Here is a 24,035-nt window from a genome sequence, read left to right as displayed (position 1 = left end):
CTCAGGCGTGGGGGAGCGGGAAGACGTTCAGCCGCTCCTCGGGCAGCGGCTCCGACCGCCAGCCGAGGTCGACCGCGGCGCGGCGGATCCGGCCGTCACCCCAGTACGGCAGCCCGGCCGGGAAGTTCGACACCAGCCCCGGCACGAGCGTGTGCGCGGCGTGGAACCCGGCGGCCTCGACGTCCCGGGTGGTGAGGTCGACGCTGATCACCTCGAACCCGCGCGCCTCGACGCGCTCCTGGTAGGCCTTCAGCCGCCGCTCGCCGAGCGACGGGAGGCCCTCCCAGGCCCGCACCGGCAGGTCGCGCACCCACGGCGCCACCCGGGCCGCGGCCCGTGGGTCGAGGTAGACCTGCTGCTGGCACAGCAGGTCCACGACGTCGGCGAAGTCTTCGCGGTAGGAGTCGAGGTAGCGCCGGTCGGCGCGGTAGGGCTTGAGGTTGCCCAGGTGCGGCAGGTCGGCCTGCATCCCGGCCAGCTCGCGCTCGTCGTCGAGGGCGAGGCAGGTGTGCTGCAGGGTGAACCCTTCGGCGAGGGCCTTCTTGGCCGCCTCGAACGCGTCGGGCCGGGTCGCGAACCCGATCGACAGCCAGCGCCGGGTGCGGTCGAACACGGCGGCGGCGACGACCGGGACGTCGAACTCGTTGTCGAGGGGGACGAGGGTGACGTCGTAGGTGTCGGCGGTGTCGGCGACCAGCGCCCGGATCTCCGCCGGCACGGGCAGCCGGCGCAGCCGCGGGGTGTTGGCCCACCAGAGCATGGTCGTGTCGCGTTCCAGCACCTCTTCGAGGCCGGAGGTGACGGCGTGCTCGAGGCTGGTGCCGCCGGCGAGCCCGGCGATCAGCGGGTCGGTGAACCGGGCGCCGCCGGGTTCGGCTTCGGTCGAGACGAGGCAGGCCGGCACCCAGACCGGCTCCTTCGTCGTGTGCGAAAAGCCCTCCACCCACGCGCATTCGGTGTCGGTGGCCAGCGGCGCGAACGGGAAGCCCGCGCTCCGGTACTGGCGTGGCGAGTACAGGTTCAGGCGGCGCGGGTCGAGCGCCGGGACGCCGTCGCGGCGCAGCCGGTCGTAACTGCCGTGCCGGATCACCCGGTCCGGCGCGAGCCAGCTGCCGCAGTAGCGTTCCACGGCCTCGCCGATCGCGGAGTCGCGGGCGAGTTCGAAGTCGTGCCACGACGTGCCGAACGCCTGGCGGTCGTTGGGCCAGTCGACCACCCGCCGCATGTCGGCGACGTCGACCGCGCACACCTTCAGCCGGGCGGGCATGCCCGGCGCGGCGGGCAGTTCGTGGACCGCGGTGACGATCCCGGTGCGGTCGTCGACCAGCAGGTCGGGCCGCGGCCCGTGCGCGACCACCGGCCGCGGCCGGTCGGGCACCGGCAGCACGGGCCGGGGGAGCGCGGTGAGCCGGACGGGATCGAGCTCGAGCTCCCCGGTCGTCGTCTCGGCGGGCGTGCCGGCGACCCAGCGCTCGAGCTGGACGGCGAGCGCGGTGAGCAGCCAGCGGGTCTCCCCGGGCCGGAACCGCGGGCCGGGCGGGGCGTCCGCCGCGGCGAAGGCGTCGAGCACGCGCGGGTCGAGCGCGGCGGAGCGGCGGCGGGCCAGCACGTCGGCGAAGTCGGGGCCGGTGCCGGGGGTGACCGCGGGCCCGGCGATCCCCTGACCGCGTTCACAGCGGAAGGGCAGGAACCGCACCCCGCGGTCGGCGCAGAACGCATCCAGCGCGGTGAGTTCGGCATAGGCCGGGTGGGCGAACGCGGCGACGACGACGGTGTCCGCCGGATCGACCGGGAACGGGTGGCCGGGCCCGGTGAGCGGGGCCACCCGGGCGTAACCGGACGGCGCGAGCAGCTCCGCGAGCGGGGCCGTCAGCTCGGCGGCGCCGGTCAGCAGCACGGTGGTCGCGGCGAGGCGCCGGGCACCGGCCTGCTCGTCCTGGCCCGGGCGCAGGCAGCCGTCCTCTTCGAGGACGTCGAGCACCTCGGCGTAGTCGGGGTTCATCCCGGCCAGCAGTTCCCGGCGGGTGCGGGTGCCGTCGCACCGGCCGAGCCACGCCCGGAACTCGTGCACCGGGGCGGTGATGGAGAACTGGCCGCCGTTCGGCGTGATGAGCAGGCACAGCCCGGGTTCGAGGTCGTGGACCTCGATGCCGGTCAGCTGCGGGCGGACGTCGTCAGGCATGGCGAACCCCTCGGTCGGAAAACGGGCCGGACACGGCCGTGCCGCGGCCCCGGAGCGGGGCCGCGGCACGCCGTCGGCTGGGCCGTGACTACTTGGCGGAAGCGCGGTTGTGCACGACGGCGCGGTTGTGGACGACGGCGCGGTTGTGGACGACCGCGCGGTTGTGGACCACGGCGCGGTTGTGGACGACGACGGCCGAGGGGCGCTCGAAGGTCGAGATCATGGTTCCTCCTGAAGGGATGTGGAGTGTTTCCCGGTGGCGCCACCGGGTCGGGGTGACGTGAACAAATATGGGCTCCGGGCGTGCACCGTGACGTCTTCTGGACTGCGGTGCGCACACCCGGCCCGTGCGTTCCTCACGGGCGGCGCCGGAGGGACGCACGGGCCGCGACGGCGAAAGGCCTCCCCGCCGGGGACACCGGCGGGGAGGCCTTCACGGTCGATCAGGGGTTGCCGGCAACCCGGCGGCGCACCTTCCCCGGGTGCGCCGCCGGTGTTCAGGTCACGCCCGGCAGGTCCGGCCGCGGTTCACGCAGTTCACCAGTCCGTTCATGATCCGCTGCGACATCACGTTGGCGAAGTCGTCGTGGTCGGACAGCGGGTTGTGCTTCTCCTGCGGGAAAGCGTCCACTTTGTACTGCTTCTTGAGCTGGATGTCCCGCGGGATGTCGTAGGTCAGCGAGATCTGCAGCTGCGGCACCGCCTTGAACCCCTTGGCGCACCGGCCGAACTGGTCCGGGAACACGATGTGCGTGCGGTGGTTGGCGCTGTCGGTGTTCTTGCCGTCCCAGCAGCTCGGGAACGTGTGGACGCGCTTGACCTTGCTGTTCGGCGGGCAGATCGGGTACTTGTCGGTGACGCGGTTTTCGAAGCCGGTGCAGGTCCAGCTCGCCTTGGCGTTGGCCGGGCCGTTGGTGCTCTGCTTGGCGTCGCCGTAGAGCACGCGCAGGAAGCGCGGCATCGCCACGACCTTCCCGACCGGGCTGCCGCGGAAGGTGATCTGCACCCGCTGCGGGCGCAGGATCTTGCCGTCGTTGCCGGGCAGCTCGTTGTTCTCGTCCTGGCCGGGCAGCGCGCCGCCGGCCGTGGTGCTCGGCGGGGGCGTCGGCGAGCCGGTGTCCTTGCCCGGCTTCGTCGAGCACGGCGCGAGCCCGCCGAGGTCGCCCGGCTTCGGCGCGAACCGGCCGATCGCGATGGCGATCCGGTCGATGATCGCCGCACGCCGGTCCTTGAGCGGGTTGAGGATCGCGTTGCGCACGAAGTCCTGGCCGCCCTGGCCCTGCGTCGCGGCGATGCGCTGGTTGGCTTCGTCGGCCTGGCCGTCGAGCTGGTCCAGGTTGTTGTCCACTTCGGACATCGCCTGGTCCGGGATGTCCGGCAGCTTGCTGGCGACGTCCGGGCACGCCACCTGGACGGTCTTGGCCTCGCGGTCGGACTGCGCGCGGTCGCCGTCGGGCTTCTTGGCGGGTTCGTTCTTCTCCTCTTCGCCGGTGTCGATGCGGACCACGGGCCAGAAGTAGGCGGACTTGTCGCCGTTGCGGCAGGTGGTGCCGGCCTTGAGGAGGCTCTTGTTGTTCGAGTCGGCGTTGGTGGAGAGGTTGCCGACGTAGTCGTGCAGGTGCTGGGCGCCGTTGCGGACGCCGGGCTGGGCGATGAAGTTGTCCGGGTTGAAGTGCTGGTTTTCGTTGCGGCCGCAGTCGACGGTGAACGTTCCGGTCGACGCGCCGTAGACCGGGCGCGGGTCGAACTGGTTCGGCTGGACCTTCAGGATGTCGACGAAGAACGCGGGGTTCGCTTCGTCGGCGCTGGCCTCACCGGTGTTGCCGGTGGTCGTCGCGACGACGATGCCGCCGACGGCGATGGCGAGGGCGAGACCGCCGGTCGCGATCTTCGTCCGGCGGGAAAGGCGATGCCGTCCTTGGGTGCGGGACATGGGTGAATCCTCCGGGTGCCGGGCTGGCGGGAACGCGCGACACTGCACGGGTACGAGCCCAGGCTCGTCCCGGACAGGCGGGGTTCTAGCAGGTGCGTGCGGGATGTGTCGGCAGGAACGAAATCCGGCTGGTCCACTGACCCGACATCAGTGGCCGCGCGCCCACCTGCCCGTGGCCGCGCCGTCAACCGGCTGGTTATCGTTCCGTTATGGAACCTACACGGGCGTTTGACACCGGGCAAGAAGTTCTTTTCGACGATTACGAACCGTCAGGCCGGGTTCGCGTCTCCGTAGCGGAAGTCGGCCGTGACCTGGGGATTTTCCCTGCTCGACCGGCTCGTGGAAAAAACTTTGAACCGAAGTGAACCGGCATCCGTATCCCCGGGTGAGACCGGTCGAATGCCCGCAGCGCGGGTGTGTCGTGAATTGCCGTGAAATGCGGGAATGGCGGCCGCCGGTTTTCCGGCAACGGTGCGCGTCAGGACGCCTCTTTGTGCGCGAGCAGGCTGCGCCGCAGGGTCGCGAGCGCGCGGTGCTGGGCGACCCGGACCGCACCCGCGCTCCCCAGGCCGACCGCGGCCGCGGTCTCCTCCGCCGTCATGCCGAGGATGATCCGGAGCACCAGGATTTCGCGCTGGCGCGCGGGAAGCGTGTCGAGCAGCCCGGACGACCAGTCCAGTGCCGCGGAGCGCTCGACCTCGTCGCCCGTCGGATCCGGGCCGCCCGAGGCGCCGGGCGGGAGCTCGGCGACCGGGCTGGTGCGGTCGCGGGCGCGGCGGCGGTGGAAGTCGGACACCTTGTGCGCGGCGATGCCGAACACGAACGGCACGAAGCCGTCGGGGCCGTGGCGGTAGCCCGGCAGTGCGCGGACGATCGCCAGCAGCACGTCCTGGGCGCAGTCCTCGGCGTCGGAGGAACCGTCCTGCCACGTGCGCAGCCGGCCGAGGCAGTAGCGGAACACCACCGGCCGCAGCGCGCGCAGCAGCCCGGCCACCGCGGTGCGGTTGCCCTGCACCGCCGCGACGACGAGCGCCGGGTCGAGCGAGAACGTCGCCGTGGGCGTGGCACCACCCTTGGCGGACTGCGGCGGCATCGGTCCGCACCCCCTTTTCTCGCGACTCGGCAACGAACGGTCACGACGCTAGGTCACTCCGCGTGGCCACCACACCGGCCGGGGGACCGTCCCGAGCCGGGTCTTCCGGCCCTGGACAGCACGGTCCCGATGTGCGGTGCCGCCGGCGGCGCCGCGGCCGGGCCGAACGGCCCTATCGGCGCCCCGCGGGCACCGATCACCCTGGTGGCCGGGGATTTCACGGGAGAAACACAGGGACGTGATGGTGGACGACGTGGGCTTCGGGCTGCTGCTGGACCGGCAGCAGTGCCTGGCCTTGCTGCGGACGGCGAGCCTCGGCCGGGTGATCTACACCCATCGGGCGATGCCGGCGGTGCGTCCGGTGCGTTTCGCGGTCGTCGACGACGCCGTGGTGTTCGCCGTCCCGCCCGGCAGCCCCCTCTACGCGGGCGCGCGCGACGCCGTCGTGGCCTTCGAAGCCGACGAGTTCGCCGCCGACACCGGCGCCGGCTGGTACGTCAGCCTGCTGGGCCGCGCCATCGAGGCCCCGGCACCGGAGCTCGGCGAGGTGCCCTGCCCGTGCCGGGAGCCGGTCCGGACCGGCCACCGGTTCCTGCGCGTCCCGGCGGAGACCATCAGCGGTCACCGGATCGCGTGCCACGCGGAGTGATGACCCGATTGCCGTAACGGCGGGCCGCCCGCCATCGACCCACCGGATGGAGGAACCGGATTGGGCCGACACGGGCAGTGACCTGTGGCACCCTTGACGGCCCGGGGCAGTCCCGGGATTCGGTCGGAAGCCAGCGGGGTCGACGGGAAGTGGCGGACGAAATCAGCATGCCGGCGATCCTCGCCGCGGTGGGCGGGATCGCCCGCGAGCTGGAGCTGCCGCCGCTGCTGCACCGCGCGGTGACGGCGACGTGCGAGCTGCTCGGCGCCCGGCGCGGCCGGCTGGACCTGGCCGAGACCGGCACCGCCGACTACGGCCGTGGCGCGTTCGGGCCCGGTGTGGTCGAGCTGCCGGTCCGCGCGGGCTCGGCGACGTTCGGGACACTGGCCGTGGAGCCCGCCGACGGCGCGGAGTTCGGCCGTCGCGAACGCGAGGTGCTCGGCGCGCTCACCGCGGCCACCGGCATGGCCGTCGAGAAGGCCCTGCTCGTCGACCAGATGCGCCGCCGCGAACGCTGGCTCGAAGCCTCCTACGACGTCACCCGGGCCCTGCTCTCGGCCCAGGACCTGCGGGCCACGCTGCGGCTGGTCGCCGAACGCGCCCGGGTCGTCGCCGGTGGCACGGCCGGCGCGATCGCCCGCCCCGACGACCCCGGCCGGCTCGTGTTCGACGTCGTCGAACCGCCGGGCGAGGACGCCGACCGGCTCACCGGGATGACCGTGCCGATCGAGGGCACCGCCACCGGCATGGCCTTCGCCACCCGGCACCCGGTGGTGGTGCGCGACTACGGCGAGCGCGTGCAGGAGCAGCAGCGCAACCACCCCGGACCGATCCCGGCGATGGTCAAGGACCTGGACTCGGCGATCTCGGTGCCGCTGATCGTCGGCGAGGAGACGCTCGGGGTGCTGGTGGTGGCCAAGTTCCGCGACCGCTCGCCGTTCACCGACTCCGACGTCCAGCTGGCCGAGACCTTCGCCGGGCACGCCGCACTGGCCGTCGAGTTCTCCCGGGCGCAGGAGGCGCGCCAGCAGCTCGCGGTGTTCTCCGACCGCGACCGGATCGCCCGCGACCTGCACGACCTGGTCATCCAGCGGCTGTTCGCGACCGGGCTCGGCCTGGAGGGGGTGAGCAGGCTGATCGCCGACGCCGGGGTCGCCGCGCGCGTGGCCGGGTTCGCCCAGGACCTCGACGGCACGATCCGCGAGATCCGCAACAGCATCTTCTCGCTGCAGGCGCCCGCGCAGGCCCAGGGCAGCCTCCGCGCCGAGCTGCTGCGGGTGGCGGTGGACGCCCGGGACGCGCTCGGCTTCGAGCCCCGCGTCGGCTTCGACGGGCCGCTCGACGCCGCGGTGCCGGACGCGGTCCGCTCCGACCTGATCGCGACGCTGCGGGAAGCGCTGACGAACGTGGCCCGGCACGCGGCGGCGAAGTCGTCGTCGGTCGAGGTCACCGTCACCCAGCACGGCGGGCTGAGCCGCCGGCTGACGCTGGTGGTGCGCGACGACGGGACCGGCCCGCCGGCGGAGGCGGGCCGGATCAGCGGCCTGGCCAACCTCGCTTCGCGCGCGGCCCGCTGGAGCGGCCACTGCGTGCTGGCGGCGGGCGAAGAGGGCGGGTCGCGGCTGGAATGGACGGCGGAACTGCCGGCGATGACCGGTGAGGAGAGCAGACGATGACGATCGCGGTGTTCCTGCTGGACGACCACGAGCTGGTCCGGACCGGGCTGAAGACCGTCTTCGAGCCCGAGCCCGACATCGAGGTGGTCGGGGAGGCGGGGACGGCGGCCGAGGCGCTGGTGCGGATCCCGCAGGCGCGCCCGGACGTGGCCGTCCTCGACGTGCGGCTGCCCGACGGCGAGGGGGTGGGGGTGTGCCGGGAGATCCGGTCCACCGTGGACCCGCCGCCCGCCTGCCTGATGCTGACGTCCTATTCGGACGACGAGGCGCTGTTCGGCGCGATCATGGCCGGTGCGGCCGGGTACATGCTGAAGCAGGTGTCCGGGCGGTCGCTGATCGAGGCGGTCCGCACGGTCGCCGCCGGCGGCTCGCTGCTGGACGCCACGCTCACCGCGTCGGTGATGAACAAGCTGCGCGGCGAGAACGTCGCGGCCCCCGACCCGCGCTACGAGCAGCTGAGCCCGCAGGAACGGCGGGTGCTGGACCTGGTGGCGGAGGGCCTGACCAACCGGCAGATCGCCGAGCGGCTGTTCCTGGCCGAGAAGACGGTGAAGAACTACGTCTCGTCGGTGCTGCACAAGCTCGGCGTCGAACGGCGCACGTCGGCGGCGGTGTACATGTCCCAGCGGCGGGCCGAGCCCGGACGATCGAGCTGACTTTTCCGCCTGTTCGGCCGAAACCGGTGGGGCGTCCGACGTATCCAGTCCCGGATGGAGTACACCTGTCGGGTGACGCACGAGTTCGCGTGCGCGGCAGAGGGGACGACATGGCGGGGTTGTCGGGCGGGGACTGCATCACGCAGGACTACGTCACGGGGCAGATCCGGGCACTCGCGGACGCGGTGCGCCGGGAAGGGGCCGGCGGCGTCGGCACGCGCAGCTTCCAGCTGGCGGAGCACCTGGCGGCGGAGGGAGGCGTCCACCGCGGCGACATCATGACCGCCACGGCGACGCTGCTGGCGATGACGGCGTGGTGCGACGGCGAGGTGGAGGCGGCCCGCCGGTTCGCCGAGCTCGCGGGCGAGCACGACGAGGATTCGCGCGAGCTGGTGACGCACCTGCTGCGCCTGGAGGTGGGCGCGGACCGCGGCTGGCTGCCGCGGGACCAGGCGGAGGCTTTGCTGGAGTACGCCCGCCGCGAACGCCGCGGCGACCTGGCGACCCGGGTCCGCGCGCTGGCGGGTGTCCGGCGCGGCCGGCACCGCCGGGAGGACTGAGGCGTCCTCGGTGGACGGACCGGCCGGTCCGTCCACCGTCGACCGGCTCGTCAGGCGCTCACGCCGGTGAGCGCGAAGAACTCCTGCCGCGTCTTGGGCTCCTCCCGGAGCAGGCCGTGCAGCGACGACGTCACGGTCTGCGCGCCGCTCGCGCGCACGCCGCGCAGCGACATGCACAGGTGCTCGGCCTCGATCACGACGCCGACGCCCTTGGGCGACAGCTGTTCCTGCAGCCAGTCGGCGACCTGCTTGGTCAGCCGTTCCTGCACCTGCAGGTCGCGCGCGAACATCTCGACGACCCGGGCCAGCTTGGACAGTCCGAGGATCCGCTCGCCGGGCAGGTAGCCGACGTGCGCGACGCCGCGGAAGGGCAGCAGGTGGTGCTCGCACAGCGACTGCACCGGGATGCTCTTCGCCAGCACGAGCTCGTCGTAGCCCTCGTCGTTGGGGAAGGTCGTGAGCCGGAAGTCGCGGGGCCGCAGCATTTCCGCGTAGGCGTGGGCGACCCGCCGCGGCGTGTCGCCCAGGTGCTCCGACGTCGGGTCCTTGCCGAGGGCCCGCAACAGGTCGGCAACCGCACGCTCGGCCGCGCGCAGGTCGACGGCGTCGCGGTCGGGGACGACACCGAGGTGCCGCAACGGGACCGGTGCGCTGACGGGTTCGACGGTCACGGGGGGCCTCCTTCTAAAATCAAGACGAACCGACGTTAGAAGCCAGCCGGGGTTTTCGTCAACACTCATTTGTTTTAGAATGCGGTGATGCAGCACCCCCAGGCGCTGGCCGCGGCCGCAGCGCTCGACGAGCCGACCCGGCGCCGGTTGTACGAGTACGTGGTCCGCCGCCCGGAGCCGGTGAGCCGGGACGACGTGGCCGCTGCTCTCGGTGTACCCCGTGCGACGGTCGCGTTCCACCTCGACCGCCTGGTGGACGAGCAGCTCCTGGAGGTCGGTCACGAGCGCCGGACGGGCCGGACCGGGCCCGGGGCGGGCCGCCCGGCGAAGCTGTACCGGCGCTCGGGCAGGCAGGTGAGCTTTTCCCTGCCCGAGCGGCAGTACGAGCTCGCCGGCCACCTGCTGGCGGCGGCGGTGGAGGAGGCCGGCGAAACCGGCGGCTCACCGCGGGAAATCCTCACCGCACGTGCCCGCGCACACGGCGCCGACCTGGCCGCGGGCGGCCGGGACATAGTGAGCACGCTGGAGGAAACCGGCTTCGAGCCGCGCGCGGAAGACGGCTCGGTGGTGCTCGCGAACTGCCCGTTCGACGCGCTCGCCCGGGCCCACCGGCGGCTGGTGTGCGAGATGAACCTGGGCTTGGTCGAAGGCATGCTCGCCGGGGTGGGGGAGAAGAGCTTGCGCGCCCGGCCGGACCCGCGGCCGGGCACGTGCTGCGTCCGCTTGGCCGCGGACTGAGGGACTCAGGCCGCCCCGGGGGCGCGATGCGCTGGTTCGGGCACCTCACCGAGCTGTCCGGCGACCGCGGTGGTCATCGTGCCCGGCGTCGGACGCTCCCGGGGCGGGCTTCGAACCAGCCGAAGGCCGCCCCGGGAGCGGGGTCCGCTACTTCGGCGGCACCTCGCCGAGCCGCCCGACCACCGCGGTCGTGATCGCGCTCGCGCCCAGTTCCGTGCCCGGCTCGAGCCAGGGCTGCTCCGGCTCGGCCCCCGCGATCGTGCGCTCGCCGATGAACGCCCCGGTCGCCGGGTCGATGATCAGCTGGCGGATCTCGTGGCGGTCGTCCAGGCCGAGTGCGATGCCCGTCCGGCCGTCGAGGTTGGCTTCGGCCGCCAGCACCTTGATGCCCGGGATCTTCGCCAGCGCCCGGTACCACTGCGCCCGCAGCTGCGCCGGCATCCGGCCCGCGCGGAGGATTTCGACGCCGAAGTGGAACATCACCGATGGCGTCGAGCCGCGGCCCTTCGTCAGCTGCTGCAGCCTCGCGTAGAGCGCCGCCGGGTCGTGGGGCAGCGCCGCGTAGAACGCCGCGCTGTCCCAGTCCGTCGCGTCGCCGCACTTCTTCGGCGGCTTGGCCTTCGGGAAGAAGTCGCCGCAGCGGCCCTGCCACTGGCCCTGGTCGGTGTCGGTGACCTCCGGCTCCGGGGCCTGCGCCTGCGGCACCGAACCGCCGAGGAACTTCCCGGTCCGCAGGATCCTGCGGGTCTCCTGCCAGAGGTCGTGCTCGTCCGCCGGGATCCAGCGGTCGACCTCCTGCTCCCACAGGTAGGTGTAGCCCGTGGTGTCGCCGGTCTGGACGCCGCGCTGCACCCACGTGTGCTCGGCGACCAGGCGGAACTGCCCGGGCCCGACCGGCTGGTCGGCCGCGCCGACGGTCAGGTCCGCCGCGCGGGTCAGCACCTGGACCGCGGACATGAGCCGAATGTCCGGGGTCGCCGGCTTCGTCGTCGAGCCGGACGGCGGTGCCGCGACCGGCGGTGCCGCGGCCGGCCCGGGTGCCGGAGCGGTCGGGCGCTGCTGGGCGAGCACCACCGTCACCGCGACCACCCCGGCCACAGTGGCCGCGACCGGCAGCGCGAACCGGCGGACGCGCTTCGGGCGCAGGGGGAGCACGGTGCCGGTGTCGAGCTCGGCCAGCAGCCGGGCGCGGGCCGCGGACAGGTTGGCCGGCGCGGTGCGGGCTTCGCGGTGGAGCAGCTCGAGGGTGTCGTCGAGCTCGTTCATTTCGGGTTCTCCTCGGTGGGGACGAGCAGGGCTTGGAGCCGGTGGCGGACGCGGTGCAGGCGCGAGCGCACCGTGCTCGCGGGCACGCCGAGCGCCTCGGCGACTTCGGCCGGTTCGAGACCGGCCCAGGACGTCAGCAGCAGCACGTCGCGGTCCTGTTCGGACAGTGCGGCGAGCTCGGCGGCGAGCACGCGCAGCCGAGCGGCCGCGTCGACCCGGCCGGCGACCGCGGCGTCGTGGTTTTCGGCCGGGCGGTCCTCGACGCCGGCCCTCGCGGTCAGCTGGAACCCGCGGACCTCCTGGCGCACGTGGTTGCGCAGGAGGTTGGTGGCGATGCCGTAGAGCCAGCCGCGGACCGGGGCCCGCTCCGGGTCGTAGCTCGCCCGTCTTCGCAGCGCGACGACGAACGTCTCCGCCACGAGGTCGTCGGCGACGTGCACGCCCACCCGGCCCGCGAGGTAGCCGCGCAGGGGAGGGGCGTACTCGTCGAAGAGCCGCGCGAAGATCTCCCGGGGATCCCGTGCGGCGAGGTCGGGCCGGTCCAGCCGTTCGACGATTCTGGTCACGCTACTGGTTGTCGGGGTCCGCCGCCCGCGTCCCCGTTCGCTCGCCGGGATGAGACGCACGCCACATCCGCGGAACGGGAGAGCCGCCTGCGGACAACAGCCGGTATGCACAGGGCAACCGCGATCCTGGTCGCCGGAACCTGCTCCGCCGCCGTGGCGGCGACGCTGCTGGCGGCCGCGGCGGTCCGGCCACCGGACCCGGCCGGGCCGCCGGCCCCGGCCGTTCCGGTGCTGACCACGAGCGTGGCGACGACGGCGACCGCGGCACCGCCGGAACGGCTCCGCGAGACGCGCCTGCCCGGGGACGACGAGCCGGGGGCCACGCCGTCGTCACCGCGCGGACCGGCATGCCGGCCGGGCCCACGTTCGTGCGCTTCCGTTCACCCGGCACCGCGGACGTGACCCGGCGGGCTTCGACGGTGGCTCAGACCACTGCGGGAAGGCGAGTCCGGTGACCGCCACGACCCCGGCGGAGACCTCCGGCGCGGCATCGCGGCGGTGAAAGCCCTTTCTCGTCCGCTCGGGTGGTTCCGACGCGGCGCGGGACGTCCGGAAAGCGCTGGTTCGGCGGTACCGTCTCGGGGGTGAGACGGTACGACGTGGAGGGGGCCAGGGTGGTGGACCGGGCGAAGCCGGGGGAGCAGACGAGGACCTCTCCGCCGGGGCCGCGGCAGCCGAGCCTGGCCGACGTCGCCGGCATGGCCGGTGTCTCGCACATGACCGTTTCGCGGGTGGTCAACGAGAGCGGGCCGGTGCGCCCGGAGACCCGCGAGCGGGTCCTCGCCGCCGTGCAGAAGCTCGGGTACCGGCCCAACACCGCCGCGCGGGCGCTGGTCACCGGCCGTTCGGGGACGCTCGGCGTGGTCGCGCTCGAGTCCAACCTCTACGGGCCGGCGAGCACCCTCTACGGCATCGAAAACGCCGCCCGGGAGGCCGGTTACGGCGTCGCCATCTGCAGCGTCAGCCGGCCGGGCCGCACGTCGATCGGGGACGCGGTGGAGAGCCTGCGGCGCCAGGCGGTGGAGGGCATCGTCGTGATCGCCCCGCATGTCACCGCCGGGCGGGCGCTGGCGGCGGCGCCCTCGGACATCCCGCTGGTGGCGGTCGGCGGTGGCGAGGCCGCGCCGGTGCCGGTGCTCTCGGTCGACCAGTACGACGGCGCCCGCCTCGTCACCGAGCACCTGCTGTCACTGGGCCACCGGACGGTCTGGCACCTGGCCGGTCCGGAGGACTGGCTGGAAGCCCGCGACCGCGAGCGCGGCTGGCGCGAGACCCTGGAGGCCCGCGGCCTGCGCGTCCCGGCTGTGGTCCGGGGCGACTGGAGCCCGCGGTCGGGCTACGAGGCCGGCCGGGCGCTGGTCGGCAGGCGCGGGCTCAAGGCGGTGTTCTCGGCCAACGACCAGATGGCGCTCGGCCTGCTGCGGGCGTTCACCGAGGCGGGCATCCGGGTACCGGAGGACGTGCACGTCGCCGGCTTCGACGACGTGCCGGAGGCGGAATACTTCACCCCGCCGCTGACGACGGTGCGCCAGGACTTCATCGAGGTCGGCCGCCGCACGTTCGGTCTTCTGGAAGAGCGGATGGCGGGCGGCGACGCCGGGGCCCGGCACCTCGTGCCGGCCGAGCTGGTCATCCGGGAGAGCACCCGCCCCCGCTGATCCCGGCTGTGGCGTTCCGTGGCTGGTCGGCTGTCTGTTTCCGGACATTGCTAGCGTTAACACGACGTCGGCACTGATCCATCTCGGTGTTGCTTCTTGACCACTTCTGTGGAGTCGGCAAAGGATCGTGTTCGATTCTGGTCCGTCGCCGTCCCAGGAGGCCCCGCATGCGCCCGGTCCGCCGTGCCCTTTTCCGGACGTTCTTCGCGGCCCTCGCGGGGCTCCTCGCCCTGGCCGGCATCGCCGTTCCGGCGGCCGCGGCCGCGGCACCGAAGCCGGCGCACAGCGTCACCTACGACGGCTACTCCTTCCTGGTCGACGGGAACCGCACCTACCTGTGGTCCGGCGAGTTCCACTCCTACCGCCTGCCCAGCCCCGACCTGTGGCTCGACATCTTCCAGAAGATGAAGGCGGCCGGCTTCAACGCCACCTCGCTGTACTTCGACTGGGGCTACCACTCGCCGAAGCAGGGCGTCTACGACTTCACCGGCGTCCGCGACCTCGACCGGCTCCTGGACATGGCCCAGCAGGCCGGCCTGTACGTCATCGCGCGGCCCGGGCCCTACATCAACGCCGAGGTCGACGGCGGCGGCTTCCCGACCTGGCTGTCCACCACGCCCGGCCACACCCGCAGCGCCGACCCGGTCTACCTCGCCTACTCCGACGAGTGGCAGACGCAGATCGACCGGATCATCGCCCGCCACCAGCTCACCGACGGCACCGGCAGCGTGTTGGCCTACCAGGTCGAAAACGAGTACTACAACGGCAACGCCGACGGCCGCGCCTACATGCAGCACCTGGAGGACAAGGCCCGCGCCGACGGCATCACCGTCCCGCTCGTCGGCAACAACAACGGCACGTTCAACGCCGGCGCCGCCGCGCTCGACGTCGACGCCGCCGACTCCTACCCGCAGGGCTTCGACTGCTCGAACCCGACGCGCTGGAACGGCGTGCCGGACATCAGCTACGACCACGTCCCCGGCAAGCCGCTGATCACCGCCGAGTTCCAGGGCGGCGCCTTCGACCCGTGGGGCGGCCCGGGCTACGAGAAGTGCGCCCAGCTGATCAACGACCAGTTCGCGAACGTCTTCTACAAGCAGAACATCGCCGTCGGCGCGACCGGCCAGAGCTTCTACATGCTGCACGGCGGCACGTCGTGGGGCTGGAGCGCGATCCCGCAGAACTACACCTCCTACGACTACGGCGCGGCGATCACCGAAGGCCGCCAGTTCGACCCGAAGTACCACGAGGACAAGCTGATCGGCTACTTCACCCAGTCCGTCGCCCCGCTGACCAAGACCGACGGGCTGGCCGCCGCGCCGCTGACCGACCCGGCGCTCACCGACACCGCCCGGATCAACCCCGACACCCGCACGCAGTTCCACACCCTGCGCCACAGCGACTCGACGTCCACCGCCACCAACACCACGAGCGTCGCGCTCGACCTCGCCGCGCACGCCGGCTACACCTACGACGACCGCGCCGCCGAGGTCGCCTACAGCGGCACGTGGAGCCACGTCGGTCCCGAGGTCGACTACACGGGTGGGGACTACCAGCACACGGAGTCCTTCTCCGACACCACCGGCGACAGCGTCAGCATCCCCTTCACCGGCACCGGGATCCGCTGGGTGACGTCGAAGGACGGCAACCACGGCGTCGCCGACGTCTACCTCGACGACGCGAAGGTCGCCTCCGCCGACCTCTACGCGGCGAGCAAGCAGAACCAGATCACCGGCTACGAGGTCCGCGGCCTGCCCGCCGGGGCGCACACGCTGAAGATCGTCGTCTCCGGGCAGAAGAACACCGCCGCCACCGGGTCCTTCGTCGTGGTGGACGCCGTCGACCTGCTGTCCGGCAGCGCGGACTACTACCCGGTCGTGCCGCAGCAGCCCGGCACCGGCATCACGCTGAACGGGCGGCAGTCGAAGATCCTGGTCGCCGGCTACGACCTCGGCGCCACGCGGATGCAGTACTCGACGTCGGAGGTCATGACGTCCGCCGCCATCGGCAACCGGGACATCGCGGTGCTCTACGGGGACCAGGGCGGACCGGGCGAGACGGTCCTGCGGTTCGCGAAGCAGCCGGCCGTACAGGTCCTCGGCGGCGCCGCGACGAGCACCTGGGACGCCGCCCGCGGCGACCTGCGGCTGAACTACACCCACGACGGGCTGACCCGCGTGCTCGTCACCGCGCCGGGCGCGCGGCCGCTGCTCCTGCTGCTGGCGGACAAGGCCACGGCGGCGACGTTCTGGCGGCAGGACACCGCGGCCGGGCCGGTGCTGGTCCGCGGCACCCACCTGGTCCGGACCGCGGCCGAGCAGTACGGAACCCTGGCGCTGACCGGCGACACCGGCACCGACGGCACGTTCGAGGTCTTCGGCACCGCGAACACCGTGACGTGGAACGGTTCCCGGGTGCCGGTCAAGCCGACCGCCGGCGGCGGCCTCACCGGGACCGCGCCGACCGCGAAGGCCGTCACGCTGCCCGCGCTGACGGGCTGGAAGCACCAGCAGGAGTCCCCGGAAAGCCGGCCGGGCTTCGACGATGCGGCGTGGCCGGTGGCCGACAAGGACACCACCAACAGCTCGACCGCGCTCGGCACGAAACCCGTCCTGTTCGCCGACGACTACGGCTTCCACACCGGCAACACCTGGTACCGCGGGCACTTCACCGGTGACGGCAAGCAAACGGGCATCACGCTGTCGAGCCAGAGCGGCGGCCCGGCGGGCGCGTTCTCGGCGTGGCTCAACGGCGTCTTCCTGGGCAGCTCGACCAGCCCGCAGCACACGTTCGGCTTCCCGGCCAGTGCGCTGCGCCAGGGCGACAACGAGATTTTCGTGCTGACCGTGAACATGGGCCACGAGGAGGACTACGGCGCCGGCAACGGGAACAAGGCCGCCCGCGGGCTCACCGCGGCCCGGCTGACCGGCACCCCGCTGACGTCGGTGACCTGGCGGCTGCAGGGTGTCCGCGGCGGCGAGACCGGCCTTGACCAGGTCCGCGGGCCGCTCAACACCGGCGGGCTGTACGGCGAGCGCGCGGGCTGGTCGCTGCCCGGCTTCCCGGACCGCGGCTGGGCACCGGCGTCGCTGCCGTCGAAGGACACCACGCCCGGCGTCTCGTGGTACCGCACCACCGCCGACCTCGACCTGCCGCGCGGCCAGGACACCTCGCTCGGCCTGACGATCACCGACGACCCGGCGCGGCAGTACCGCGCGCTGCTGTTCGTCAACGGCTGGCAGCTCGGCCAGTACGTCAACTACCTCGGGCCGCAGCACAGTTTCCCGATCCCGAACGGCGTGCTGAACCCGAACGGGCACAACACGATCGCGGTCGCGGTGTGGAACCTCGACGGCAGCACGGGCGGGCTCGGCAAGCTCGAGTGGACGAACTACGGCAGCTACCGCTCGCCGCTGACCGTCCGGCCGAACGCCTCGCCCGGCTACGACCCGGTGCGGTACGCGATGCCGCCCGCGCCGACCGCCGGGGTGGCGCTCACCGCGCCGGACACCGCCTCGGCCGGGCAGGCGTTCACCGCGTCGGCGACCGTGTCCGTGCCGGCGGGTGCGCCGACGGCGTTCGACGTCAGGCCCACGCTGACCGCACCCGCCGGGTGGGCGGTCGGGGCGGCGGCGCCGGCTTCGGTCCCGCGCCTCGACGGCGGGAGGTCGGCCACGTTCTCCTGGACGGTGACCCCGCCCGCCACTGTGGATACCGCGGCGCTGGAGGTCGCGGTGGCCTACCGGCAGGCGGGCCGCGCGGGTTCGGTGACCGGGGAACGGATCGTCGGCGCGGTACCCCCGGCACCGCCGGCGGGCCAGGTCGCGGTCAGCTCGCTGCCGTTCCTCACCGCCACGAACGGCTGGGGCCCGGTCGAGCGCGACACGAGCAACGGCGAAGCGAGCGCGGGCGACGGCAGGCCGATGACCATCGGCGGCGTCTCCTACGCCAAGGGGCTCGGCGCCCACGCGGCGAGCGACGTCCAGCTCTACCTGGCGGGCTCGTGCACCCGGCTGACGGCGTCGGTGGGCGTCGACGGCGAAACCGGCACCGGCGGCAGCGTGACGTTCAGCGTCTCGGCCGACGGGGTGACCAAGGTGACCACCCCGGTGGTCCGCGGCGGGCAGCAGGCGGTCCCGATCGACGTCGACGTCACCGGCGCCCAGGTGCTCGACCTCCTGGTGGGCGACGGCGGCGACGGCAACGGCAACGACCACGCGGACTGGGCGCTGCCGACGCTGACCTGCGTCACGCCGCCCGCGCGGTGATCGCCGGCGCCGGCCGGAGCACGAAGCCGGCGCGGATCTGCCGCCGTTCGCGCCACAGGTGGTACAGCGCGAGCCCGAAGACCACCGAGCCGGCGACGTTCGCGCCGAAGTGCCACCAGACGCGGTAGGTGGTCAGCCCCGGCCCCGGGTCCACGAGCCCGAAGAACGTGGACAGCCCGATCGCCCGTGGCGCCCCGAACGCGACCGACAGCGTCAGGACCAGGTGCTCCAGGCCGTGCAGGCCCTGCATCCAGACGCCCATCCGCGCCCAGCGGCGGGTGCGCGTGCTCCGCGCGCGGCGGGTGATCACCATGACCCCCGCCAGGCCGGCCAGGAAGAGGAAGTTCCCGGTCAGGTGCAGCAGTTCCATCCCGAACGTGGGCCGGCCCGGCAGCACCATCTGGAGACCCGCGGCCAGGCCGCTGCCCCACGGCGTCATCCAGGCCGGTGCGTTCGGGTGACCGAGCCAGTACGCGACCTGGGCGATGTGCTCCTGGACGTGCCCGAGCTGCCCGAGGACGCCGAAGCCGATCACCACGAGCGCACCCCGGTGCACCCAGGGCCGCACCGGTCCGCGGTCGGCGTAGGCCAGGACACCCACCGCCGTCCACATGGCCAGTGCCCAGAGCACCAGCAGCACCGCGCCCGCGGTGTCCCATCCCGACATCGGCATCGCCATGGCCGCCTCCCGTGTCCGTCCCCCCGACGCTAAGCGGCGACCACGCCGCCGGACGTCTTCCGGCGTGCGCCCGGGAACCGGACAAACCGTTACACCGCAACGGTTTTCGGCTCAGGAGAGGACAAGGCGGACGGCCAGCGCGGCGATCACCGCGCTCGACACGAGCGCTGTCGCCAGCCGGCCCCGCCGACCGGTGAGGACCCGTCCGAGCAGTGCTCCGCCTCCGGCGAGTGCGGCTTGCCAGCTGGCCGACGCGGCGAACGCGGCGAGCACGAACACCGCTTGGTCGAGCACGGGGACGGCCGTGCCGGCGCGGCCGCCGACCACCAGCGCGGTGAAGTAGACGACGGTGGCCGGGTTGACCAGCGTGATGCCGAGCAGGCTGACGTAGGCGCGGCCGGGCGCGAGCGGCGTCACCGGCCGGGCGGCCGGCGCGCGGTGGGACCGGATCGCGCGCACCGCGCCGAGGGCCGCGAGCACGAGCAGGACGGCCGCCGACAGCAGCCGCAGCGGCCCGGCGACCGGGGCGATCACGCCCGCGATCGCGGCGCCGCCGAGCACGGCGACCAGCGCGTACACCCCGTCGGCGGTGGCGACCCCGAGTGCGGCGGCCAGGCCGGTGCGCAGGGACGTGCGGGCGGTGAGGGCGACCAGGTACGTCCCCACGGCGCCGACCGGGATCGCGATGCCGTAGCCGGCGACGAGGCCGGCGAGCAGCGCCGCGCTCACGGCGCGGGAACGATCGACCCCCGCGGACGGCCGGGCTGCTGCCGGACCGGCGCGGTGGTCGCGGCGGCGGTCGGCAGGAGCGGGGTGCGATACGTCGTCATGCGCAGATCGTGACGCCGGCGCCGGGGGAGGACAACCGGGTTTTCCAGCCGGTGGGCGCGGGCGAGCTGTGCTTGAATCGGCCCGGGGAGGCACGCGAGCGAGAGAGGGCTTTCACCATGCGGGTCGACCTGAGCGGGAAGACGGCGCTGGTCACCGGCTCCACCCAGGGCATCGGCGCGGCGATCGCGGCGGGCCTGGCGGCGGCGGGCGCGCGGGTCGCGATCAACGGCCGCAGCGAGACCGGTGTCCTCAAGGCCATCGCGCGGCTGCGCGAGCAGGTGCCGGACGCGGAGTTCCTGCCGGCGCCGGGCGACGTCTCCGAGGAGGCGGGCGCGGCCCAGGTGGTCGAAGAGGTGCCGGACACCGACATCCTGGTCAACAACCTCGGCATCTTCGGCCCCAAGGAGCCACTCGACATCACCGACGCCGAGTGGCGGCACTACTTCGAGGTCAACGTCCTGGCCGCGGTCCGCCTCACCCGCGCCTACCTGCCGGGCATGACCGACCGCGGCTGGGGCCGGATCCAGTACATCGCCAGCGATTCCGCGATCGTCATCCCGGCCGAGATGATCCACTATGGAGTGTCGAAGACGGCGCTGCTGGGCGTGTCCCGCGGGTTCGCCAAGCACGCGGCCGGAACCGGCGTCACGGTCAACGCCGTGATCGCCGGCCCGACCCACACCGGCGGCGTGGAGGACTTCGTGTACGAGCTGGTGGACAAGGACCTGCCGTGGGACGAGGCCCAGCGCGAGTTCATGAGGAAGCACCGCCCGCAGTCGCTCCTGCAGCGGCTGATCGAGCCGGAGGAGATCGCCCACATGGTGGTGTACTTGAGTTCCCCGTTCGCCTCGGCGACCACCGGCGCGGCCGTCCGCGTCGACGGCGGCTACGTCGACGCGATCGTGCCCTGAGCCCTCACGGCGTGACCGGGATGTTCGTCAGCCCCGAGCGGGCGTTCGTGACGGTGTTCGAGGCGTACACGACGTTCGGGTTCGCCGCGCACTTCGACACCGAGCTGATCTTGATCGCGTAGGCGCCCACGCCGCCGAGGTCGGACCGGTTGGCGCGCCAGACGTTCCCGCAGCCGTTGGGGAACGAGGGGTTCGTGCTCGGGTTGTGGTTCTCGTAGCCGTTGGCGAACGTGCCGGGCGGGGCGAAGGTGCCCGTGTTGCCTTCGATCGTGTAGCCGGTGCCCTTGACGTCGATCCAGGAGTCCGCCGAGTTCTCGCCGGTGATCCCGCGGCCGTCGAAGGTGTTGCCGCGGATGAGGCCGCCGGACGTGCCCTCCTTGACGTCGATCGGCTCGGCCGCGATGAACGGGCCGATGTGGTTGCCGAGCACCTGGATCCGGTCGCCGCGGTCGGCGCCGCCGGAGTTGCCGTGGCAGCCCCAGTTCGAGCCGGCCGAGCCGAGGTACACGCCTTCGCCGTAGCCGGGCTGCACGAGGCCGGTGTGGGTGATCGTGGAGTTCTCCAGCACGCTGTCGGCCGACGAGCGGCGGAAGTGCACGGCCTCCTCGTCGATGTGGTGCACGGTGACACCGTCGATCGTGGTGTGCGGGGACGCGTCCACCACGATGCCCTTCTTGGACTCCTGCACGGTGAACCCGCGCAGGGTCCAGTACGGCGCACCGGAGAGCCACAGCCCGTAGCCGGAGTCCCAGCCTGCCGTCGGTACCGGGCAGCCGGGCGCCTCGCCGGCGGGCCCGTCGTTGATCAGCACGGCGTCCGCCGGGCCGGACAGGGTGATCGGCTCGGCCGCCGTGCCGGGTTTCGTGGTGACGAACGAACCGCGGTAGGTGCCGGCCGCGAGCCGGATCGCCTGCCCGGGGACGGCGCCGGCCAGTGCGGTCCGGAGCTGGGCGGCCGTGGCGACGTCGACGAACCGGGCAGGCCCCGCGGCCCGGGCCGGGCCGCCGAGGGCGACGACGACGGCGATCGTGGCGGGAACACCGACAGCGCAGCGGAAAACGGCGCTGCGGGACAGCGAACGTGGGGACACCGATGACCTCCGGAAAGCGGAACTGCGGAGGTGTGCGGCGAACACCCGGACGTTCCCCTTTATAGGTCACCGCCCCCAGGCGCGTCAACGGGGTGAATTGTGGTCACATCCGTGAACGCGGTGGGCGTGACACTTTCCGGTGATCGACCGCTGAAGCCGGCGCGGCGAGGGCATTCTCCCCGGTGAACCCCTTGACACGCAGGGGAAAGCTCCGCGGAAGGAGAACACGATGAACACCCGGATCGCTTCTTGGGCCACGGCCGCGGCACTCACGGTTTCCGCGGTGGTCGCCGCGGCCGCGCCGGCGTCGGCAGACCAGGTGCCGGGCAGCTCGACGCAGTTCTACGCGTACTGCTCGGTGGACCTGCTCGGCGTGCCGGTCGCCTGCACGCAGACCGACGAGGCGCACTCGTCGCACATCTGCCAGTACGTCCTCACCTCACTCGGCGTCGGCCTCGACTGCATCCAGCGCTCGAGGACCTGACCCGGCCCGCGGCGGCGGGCGGGCTTGGTACAGGATCGGGACATTTCTGGTTCACACCTGTCGAACACCCCCGACGAACCGGCGATCTTCTCCGGACAGAGTGACCGGAGTGCGCGGCACCGAGCGCACCCGTCACCCGGAGGAGACCGATGGCCCGTACCCGCATCCCGCCCGTCACCGCGGGGGTTGCCGCCGCGGTGGCCGTGGGGCTCGCCGCCGCCTGCTGGGTGGTCTTCCCGCCCGAGATCGCCGGGCGGGCGCTGGCCGGACGGCCCGCCGTCGACCTCCCGCTGCCGTGGCCCGCGGAGGGGCAAGCCAGCGCCGAGGTCCAGAACCTCGGGTCGCTCGGCAGCCGCGGTGAGCAGCGGCCGGTGCCGATCGCCAGCGTCACGAAGGTGATGACCGCCTACGTCGTGCTCAAGGACCACCCGCTCGGGCCCGGGGAGTCCGGTCCCGAAATCACCGTCGACCAGCAGGCCGAAGCCGAGTCCACCTCGGCCGAGGAGTCGAGCGCGCCGGTGCGGGCGGGACGGCGGCTGAGCGAGCGGGACCTGCTCGCCCTGATGCTCGTCCCCTCGGGGAACAACGTCGCCCGGCTGCTCGCCCGGTGGGACGCGGGCAGCCAGGAGGCCTTCGTCGCGAAGATGAACCGCGAGGCCGCGGCGCTGGGCATGACCAGCACGACCTACACCGGCGCCAGCGGGGTCGAGGACTCGACCACCAGCACCGCCACCGACCAGCTGCGGCTGGCCCGCGAGGTGATGAAGAACCCCGTCGTCCGCGCGATCGTCGCCACCCCGAGCCTGCGGATCGACGGTGTCCCGGGTGCGGTCGTCAACACGAACACCCTGCTCGGCCGCGACGGCGTGATCGGGTTGAAGACCGGCTCGTCGACCGCCGCCGGCGGGGCCCTGATGTGGGCCGCCCAGGCGGGCAACGGGGCCCTGATCCTCGGCGTCGTCCTCCACCAGAGCCCGGGTGGGACGCCGTCCGCCGGGCTGCGGGCCGCGCTCGAGAACAGCGCGAAGCTCATCGCCGCGATCCGGCGTGAGCTGCCGGCGGCCACCCGATGACGGCCACGACCGAGCTGCCGGTGGTCCCGGCCGGGCCGCGCCGGTGGGCCGGGACCTGGCGCCGCGGGCGGGTCATCGCCGCCTTCGCCGTCCTGACGGCCCTGCTGCTCCTCGCGCACCCGCTGGTGCCCAACTGGCCGGGCAACGCCGGCAGCCTGCTGGAGACGTTCCTGCCCTGGACCGGTCTGCTCGTCCTGCCGCTGCTGGCCGCGGCGCTGGTCCGCCGCTCGGCGCTCGCCCTCGTCGTCCTCCTGCTGCCCGCACTGGCCTGGGGCGGGATGTTCGGCAGCCGGCTGTTCGACCGGCGCGAGCCCGGCGGGGACCTCACGATCGTCTCGCACAACGTCAACGACGAGAACCCGGACCCCGCGGGCACCGCGCGGGCCCTGGCCGCTTCGGGTGCGCAGGTGATCGCGCTCGAGGAGCTGAAGAGGTCCGAGGTGCCGAAGTACGCGGACGCCCTCGCCGCGGCCTACCCGTACCACGAGGTCGAGGGCACGGTCGGAGTCTGGAGCAGCTTCCCGCTGCGGGACACCCGGCCGGTGGCGATCATGCCGTGGACTCGCGCGCTGCAGACCACAGTGGACACTCCGAAGGGGTCGGTGGTGGTGTTCGTCGCGCACCTGCCGTCGGTCCGCGTGCGGCTCGACGCGGGGTTCACCGCGAACGGCCGCGACGCGGCGATGCGGCTGCTCGCCGACGCCGTCGCCGCGGAATCCGCGCCGCGGACCGTGCTCGTCGGCGATTTCAACGGCACGGCGGACGATCGTGCGCTCGCGCCGATCACCGGCAGGCTGCGAGCCGCGCAGGACGTGGCCGGCGACGGCTTCGGCTTCAGCTGGCCGGCCGGGCTGCCCCTGGCCCGCATCGACCAGATCTTCGTCGGCGGCGTGCGGCCGGTGGCGGCCTGGACGCTGCCCGCGACCGGCAGCGACCACCTGCCCGTCGCCGCCACGATCGCGTTCTGACCCGTGTGGGGGAGCCGGCCGAAGCGTGTGGTAGACGGCCCGGGTGAGCGGCGAACATGCCGTTGAACACCGGGCCGTGCTGA

22 protein-coding genes are annotated in these 24,035 nt (G+C 73.1%); 12 read left to right on the top strand and 10 right to left on the bottom strand.

All coding sequences use genetic code 11. The features are described 5' to 3' along the window. Position 1 precedes the first annotated feature (1 nt). The 4 genes from HUT10_RS03860 to HUT10_RS03850 all read right to left on the bottom strand — a co-directional run bounded on the left by HUT10_RS03860 (position 2) and on the right by HUT10_RS03850 (position 5,208). Complete coding sequence (locus HUT10_RS03860; RefSeq protein ID WP_176169891.1) at positions 2-2,182, bottom strand: YcaO-like family protein; 2,181 nt, start codon at positions 2,180-2,182, stop codon at positions 2-4. Between the two features lie 88 nt (positions 2,183-2,270). Then, the gene (locus tag HUT10_RS51765) at positions 2,271-2,405 is read right to left on the bottom strand and encodes a hypothetical protein (RefSeq protein WP_268747407.1); all 135 of its coding nucleotides are present in this window, start codon (positions 2,403-2,405) and stop codon (positions 2,271-2,273) included. A 279-nt stretch (positions 2,406-2,684) separates the two neighbouring features. Beyond that, positions 2,685-4,115 carry a DUF1996 domain-containing protein gene (locus HUT10_RS03855; RefSeq protein ID WP_176169890.1) on the bottom strand — a complete coding sequence of 477 codons (1,431 nt, stop codon included), beginning with the start codon at positions 4,113-4,115 and terminating at the stop codon, positions 2,685-2,687. Between the two features lie 478 nt (positions 4,116-4,593). Next, positions 4,594-5,208 carry a sigma-70 family RNA polymerase sigma factor gene (locus HUT10_RS03850; protein ID WP_176169889.1) on the bottom strand — a complete coding sequence of 205 codons (615 nt, stop codon included), beginning with the start codon at positions 5,206-5,208 and terminating at the stop codon, positions 4,594-4,596. A gap of 241 nt (positions 5,209-5,449) precedes the next feature. Between HUT10_RS03850 and HUT10_RS03845 the strand changes: the two genes are divergently transcribed. From HUT10_RS03845 to HUT10_RS03830, 4 genes are all read left to right on the top strand, one after another. Then, a complete protein-coding gene (locus tag HUT10_RS03845; protein ID WP_176169888.1) occupies positions 5,450-5,857 on the top strand; it encodes a pyridoxamine 5'-phosphate oxidase family protein in 408 nt (135 codons plus the stop codon). 167 nt (positions 5,858-6,024) lie between these two features. Beyond that, the gene (locus tag HUT10_RS03840) at positions 6,025-7,533 is read left to right on the top strand and encodes a GAF domain-containing sensor histidine kinase (protein WP_176177660.1); all 1,509 of its coding nucleotides are present in this window, start codon (positions 6,025-6,027) and stop codon (positions 7,531-7,533) included. Then, positions 7,530-8,189: a response regulator transcription factor gene (locus tag HUT10_RS03835; protein WP_176169887.1), complete on the top strand. Its 660-nt coding sequence runs from the start codon at positions 7,530-7,532 to the stop codon at positions 8,187-8,189. Before HUT10_RS03840 ends, HUT10_RS03835 begins: the two co-directional genes overlap by 4 nt. A gap of 89 nt (positions 8,190-8,278) precedes the next feature. Then, positions 8,279-8,749, top strand: coding sequence for a hypothetical protein (locus HUT10_RS03830; protein WP_254896668.1), 471 nt, complete (start codon positions 8,279-8,281; stop codon positions 8,747-8,749). A gap of 50 nt (positions 8,750-8,799) precedes the next feature. On the opposite strand, the gene folE is transcribed toward HUT10_RS03830, so the two are convergent. Further along, positions 8,800-9,387, bottom strand: a complete 588-nt coding sequence (folE, locus tag HUT10_RS03825; RefSeq protein ID WP_217709740.1) for a GTP cyclohydrolase I FolE — start codon at positions 9,385-9,387, stop codon at positions 8,800-8,802. A 120-nt stretch (positions 9,388-9,507) separates the two neighbouring features. Between folE and HUT10_RS03820 the strand changes: the two genes are divergently transcribed. Next, positions 9,508-10,158: a metalloregulator ArsR/SmtB family transcription factor gene (locus tag HUT10_RS03820; protein ID WP_176169885.1), complete on the top strand. Its 651-nt coding sequence runs from the start codon at positions 9,508-9,510 to the stop codon at positions 10,156-10,158. A gap of 147 nt (positions 10,159-10,305) precedes the next feature. Here the strand turns inward: HUT10_RS03820 and HUT10_RS03815 are convergent, their stop codons facing one another. Next, positions 10,306-11,424 carry a CU044_5270 family protein gene (locus HUT10_RS03815; RefSeq protein WP_176169884.1) on the bottom strand — a complete coding sequence of 373 codons (1,119 nt, stop codon included), beginning with the start codon at positions 11,422-11,424 and terminating at the stop codon, positions 10,306-10,308. Then, positions 11,421-11,990: an RNA polymerase sigma factor gene (locus tag HUT10_RS03810; RefSeq protein ID WP_176169883.1), complete on the bottom strand. Its 570-nt coding sequence runs from the start codon at positions 11,988-11,990 to the stop codon at positions 11,421-11,423. The genes HUT10_RS03815 and HUT10_RS03810 overlap by 4 nt, the downstream gene beginning before the upstream one ends. A gap of 105 nt (positions 11,991-12,095) precedes the next feature. Here HUT10_RS03810 and HUT10_RS03805 point away from each other — a divergent pair, with 105 nt between their 5' ends. The 3 genes from HUT10_RS03805 to HUT10_RS03795 all read left to right on the top strand — a co-directional run bounded on the left by HUT10_RS03805 (position 12,096) and on the right by HUT10_RS03795 (position 17,916). Further along, positions 12,096-12,392, top strand: a complete 297-nt coding sequence (locus HUT10_RS03805) for a hypothetical protein (RefSeq protein WP_176169882.1) — start codon at positions 12,096-12,098, stop codon at positions 12,390-12,392. Positions 12,393-12,604: 212 nt separating this feature from the next. Continuing rightward, on the top strand, positions 12,605-13,648 hold the full coding sequence (locus tag HUT10_RS03800; RefSeq protein WP_176177658.1) for a LacI family DNA-binding transcriptional regulator: 1,044 nt from the start codon (positions 12,605-12,607) through the stop codon (positions 13,646-13,648). Between the two features lie 167 nt (positions 13,649-13,815). Further along, positions 13,816-17,916: a beta-galactosidase gene (locus tag HUT10_RS03795; protein WP_176169881.1), complete on the top strand. Its 4,101-nt coding sequence runs from the start codon at positions 13,816-13,818 to the stop codon at positions 17,914-17,916. Here the strand turns inward: HUT10_RS03795 and HUT10_RS03790 are convergent. Both HUT10_RS03790 and HUT10_RS03785 read right to left on the bottom strand, forming a co-directional pair. Next, positions 17,897-18,595 (bottom strand): DUF6008 family protein, encoded by a 699-nt coding sequence (locus tag HUT10_RS03790; RefSeq protein ID WP_176169880.1) that lies wholly within the window; start codon positions 18,593-18,595, stop codon positions 17,897-17,899. The two genes, HUT10_RS03795 and HUT10_RS03790, sit on opposite strands and share 20 nt — an antisense overlap. Positions 18,596-18,706: 111 nt before the next feature. Continuing rightward, complete coding sequence (locus HUT10_RS03785) at positions 18,707-19,324, bottom strand: LysE family transporter (protein ID WP_176169879.1); 618 nt, start codon at positions 19,322-19,324, stop codon at positions 18,707-18,709. Positions 19,325-19,542: 218 nt separating this feature from the next. On the opposite strand from HUT10_RS03785, the gene HUT10_RS03780 reads away from it, so the two are divergent. Beyond that, entirely contained in the window at positions 19,543-20,337 is a 795-nt protein-coding gene (locus tag HUT10_RS03780) for an SDR family NAD(P)-dependent oxidoreductase (protein ID WP_176169878.1), read from the top strand. Positions 20,338-20,341: 4 nt separating this feature from the next. Here the strand turns inward: HUT10_RS03780 and HUT10_RS03775 are convergent, their stop codons facing one another. Next, the gene (locus HUT10_RS03775; protein WP_254896667.1) at positions 20,342-21,427 is read right to left on the bottom strand and encodes a right-handed parallel beta-helix repeat-containing protein; all 1,086 of its coding nucleotides are present in this window, start codon (positions 21,425-21,427) and stop codon (positions 20,342-20,344) included. A gap of 229 nt (positions 21,428-21,656) precedes the next feature. Here HUT10_RS03775 and HUT10_RS03770 point away from each other — a divergent pair, with 229 nt between their 5' ends. From HUT10_RS03770 to HUT10_RS03760, 3 genes are all read left to right on the top strand, one after another. Continuing rightward, positions 21,657-21,911 carry a hypothetical protein gene (locus tag HUT10_RS03770; protein ID WP_176169877.1) on the top strand — a complete coding sequence of 85 codons (255 nt, stop codon included), beginning with the start codon at positions 21,657-21,659 and terminating at the stop codon, positions 21,909-21,911. Positions 21,912-22,060: 149 nt separating this feature from the next. Then, positions 22,061-22,984, top strand: coding sequence for a D-alanyl-D-alanine carboxypeptidase family protein (locus HUT10_RS03765; RefSeq protein ID WP_176169876.1), 924 nt, complete (start codon positions 22,061-22,063; stop codon positions 22,982-22,984). Next, on the top strand, positions 22,981-23,952 hold the full coding sequence (locus HUT10_RS03760; RefSeq protein ID WP_176169875.1) for an endonuclease/exonuclease/phosphatase family protein: 972 nt from the start codon (positions 22,981-22,983) through the stop codon (positions 23,950-23,952). The genes HUT10_RS03765 and HUT10_RS03760 overlap by 4 nt, the downstream gene beginning before the upstream one ends. Positions 23,953-24,035: the final 83 nt, after the last annotated feature.

Source organism: Amycolatopsis sp. Hca4, from assembly GCF_013364075.1.
In the GTDB taxonomy this organism is placed as follows: Bacteria; Actinomycetota; Actinomycetes; order Mycobacteriales; family Pseudonocardiaceae; genus Amycolatopsis.
Note: the sequence above shows the minus strand (reverse complement) of the source record. Positions and strands in the feature narration are given on the sequence as shown.